The organism is Xenorhabdus eapokensis, from assembly GCF_001908105.1.
Map to the genome: position 1 here is coordinate 149,413 of NZ_MKGQ01000008.1, position 3,157 is coordinate 152,569.

General features: G+C 53.2%; 1 rRNA gene. It reads right to left on the reverse strand.

Annotation, left to right across the window (positions count from 1 at the left end):
• Nucleotides 1-134 precede the first annotated feature (134 nt).
• Nucleotides 135-3,045, reverse strand: a 23S ribosomal RNA gene (locus Xedl_RS41220).
• Nucleotides 3,046-3,157: the final 112 nt, after the last annotated feature.

Genomic DNA, 3,157 nt, shown 5'->3' on the forward strand with positions numbered 1-3,157 from the left:
CTGAGTTCGGCATGGGGTCAGGTGGGACCACCGCGCTCTTGCCGCCAGACAAATCCTGTTTTCAATCCCGAACAAGCTGTTTTCTCTCTCTGAAACTTTCTCTTCTCTCATGCCCAAAACACCTTCGGTGTTGTCAGGTTAAGCCGCACGGTTCATTAGTACTGGTTAGCTCAACGTCTCGCAACGCTTACACACCCAGCCTATCTACGTCCTCGTCTCGAACGCTCCTTCAGTACCCTCTAAGGAGTAAGGGAAGACTCATCTTAAGGCAAGTTTCCCGCTTAGATGCTTTCAGCGGTTATCTCTTCCGCACTTAGCTACCGGGCAGTGCCATTGGCATGACAACCCGAACACCAGTGGTGCGTCCACTCCGGTCCTCTCGTACTAGGAGCAGCCCCTTGCAATCTTCCAACGCCCACGGCAGATAGGGACCGAACTGTCTCACGACGTTCTAAACCCAGCTCGCGTACCACTTTAAATGGCGAACAGCCATACCCTTGGGACCTACTTCAGCCCCAGGATGTGATGAGCCGACATCGAGGTGCCAAACACCGCCGTCGATATGAACTCTTGGGCGGTATCAGCCTGTTATCCCCGGAGTACCTTTTATCCGTTGAGCGATGGCCCTTCCATTCAGAACCACCGGATCACTAAGACCTACTTTCGTACCTGCTCGAGCCGTCACTCTCGCAGTCAAGCTAGCTTATGCCTTTGCACTAACCTCACGATGTCCGACCGTGATTAGCTAACCTTCGTGCTCCTCCGTTACTCTTTGGGAGGAGACCGCCCCAGTCAAACTACCCACCAGACACTGTCCGCAACCCGGATAACGGGCCTACGTTAGAACATCAAACATTCAAGGGTGGTATTTCAAGGATGGCTCCATGCAGACTGGCGTCCACACTTCACAGCCTCCCACCTATCCTACACATCAAGGCTCAAGGTTCAGTGTCAAGCTATAGTAAAGGTTCACGGGGTCTTTCCGTCTTGCCGCGGGTACACTGCATCTTCACAGCGAGTTCAATTTCACTGAGTCTCGGGTGGAGACAGCCTGGCCATCATTACGCCATTCGTGCAGGTCGGAACTTACCCGACAAGGAATTTCGCTACCTTAGGACCGTTATAGTTACGGCCGCCGTTTACTGGGGCTTCGATCAAGAGCGTCGCCTTGCGGCTAACCCCATCAATTAACCTTCCAGCACCGGGCAGGCGTCACACCGTATACGTCCACTTTCGTGTTTGCACAGTGCTGTGTTTTTATTAAACAGTTGCAGCCAGCTGGTATCTGCGACTGGCCTCGGCTCCGGGAGCAAGTCCCTTCACCTGACGCCAGCGTGCCTTCTCCCGAAGTTACGGCACCATTTTGCCTAGTTCCTTCACCCGAGTTCTCTCAAGCGCCTGAGTATTCTCTACCTGACCACCTGTGTCGGTTTGGGGTACGATTCAATGTTACCTGAGGCTTAGAGGCTTTTCCTGGAAGCAGGGCATCTGTCACTTCAGCACCGTAGTGCCTCGTCATCACGCCTCAGCCTTAAAGCACCCCGGATTTCCCTGGGATGCCAGCCTACACGCTTAAACCGGGACGACCGTCGCCCGGATGACATAGCCTTCTCCGTCCCCCCTTCGCAGTAACACCGAGTACAGGACTATTAACCTGTTTCCCATCGACTACGCTTTTCAGCCTCGCCTTAGGGGTCGACTCACCCTGCCCCGATTAACGTTGGACAGGAACCCTTGGTCTTCCGGCGAGCGGGTTTTTCACCCGCTTTATCGTTACTTATGTCAGCATTCGCACTTCTGATACCTCCAGCAAACCTCACAGTTCACCTTCGCCGGCTTACAGAACGCTCCCCTACCCAACAACACCTAAATGTCGCTGCCGCAGCTTCGGTGCATGGTTTAGCCCCGTTACATCTTCCGCGCAGGCCGACTCGACCAGTGAGCTATTACGCTTTCTTTAAATGATGGCTGCTTCTAAGCCAACATCCTGGCTGTCTGAGCCTTCCCACTTCGTTTCCCACTTAACCATGACTTGGGGACCTTAGCTGGCGGTCTGGGTTGTTTCCCTCTTCACGACGGACGTTAGCACCCGCCGTGTGTCTCCCGTGATAACATTCTTCGGTATTCGCAGTTTGCATCGGGTTGGTAAGTCGGGATGACCCCCTAGCCGAAACAGTGCTCTACCCCCGAAGATGAATTCACGAGGCGCTACCTAAATAGCTTTCGGGGAGAACCAGCTATCTCCCGGTTTGATTGGCCTTTCACCCCCAGCCACAAGTCATCCGCTAATTTTTCAACATTAGTCGGTTCGGTCCTCCAGTTAGTGTTACCCAACCTTCAACCTGCCCATGGCTAGATCACCGGGTTTCGGGTCTATACCCTGCAACTTAACGCCCAGTTAAGACTCGGTTTCCCTGCGGCTCCCCTATGCGGTTAACCTTGCTACAGAATATAAGTCGCTGACCCATTATACAAAAGGTACGCAGTCACCCTGATAAATCAAGGCTCCCACTGCTTGTACGTACACGGTTTCAGGTTCTTTTTCACTCCCCTCGCCGGGGTTCTTTTCGCCTTTCCCTCACGGTACTGGTTCACTATCGGTCAGTCAGGAGTATTTAGCCTTGGAGGATGGTCCCCCCATATTCAGACAGGATACCACGTGTCCCGCCCTACTCTTCGAGCTCACAATACCAGTGTCTTCGGATACGGGGCTCTCACCCTTTACTGCCGGCCTTTCCAGACCGTTCTCCTGACACTGCTATCGCTGATGGCTCTGGGCTCCTCCCCGTTCGCTCGCCGCTACTGGGGGAATCTCGGTTGATTTCTTTTCCTCGGGGTACTGAGATGTTTCAGTTCCCCCGGTTCGCCTCCTTACCCTATGAATTCAGATAAGGATAGTGCAACGGATTGCACTGGGTTTCCCCATTCGGACATCGCCGGCTGATAACGCTTCATATCAGCTCACCGGCGCTTTTCGCAGATTAGCACGTCCTTCATCGCCTCTGACTGCCTAGGCATCCACCGTGTACGCTTAGTCGCTTAACCTCACAACCCGAAGGTGTCTTCGGACTGGAGTTTTTGAGAGACTCATCAATGTTATCGTTCAACAACATCGATTGTTTCAAATTTTCAGCTTGTTCCAGATTGTTAAAGAGCA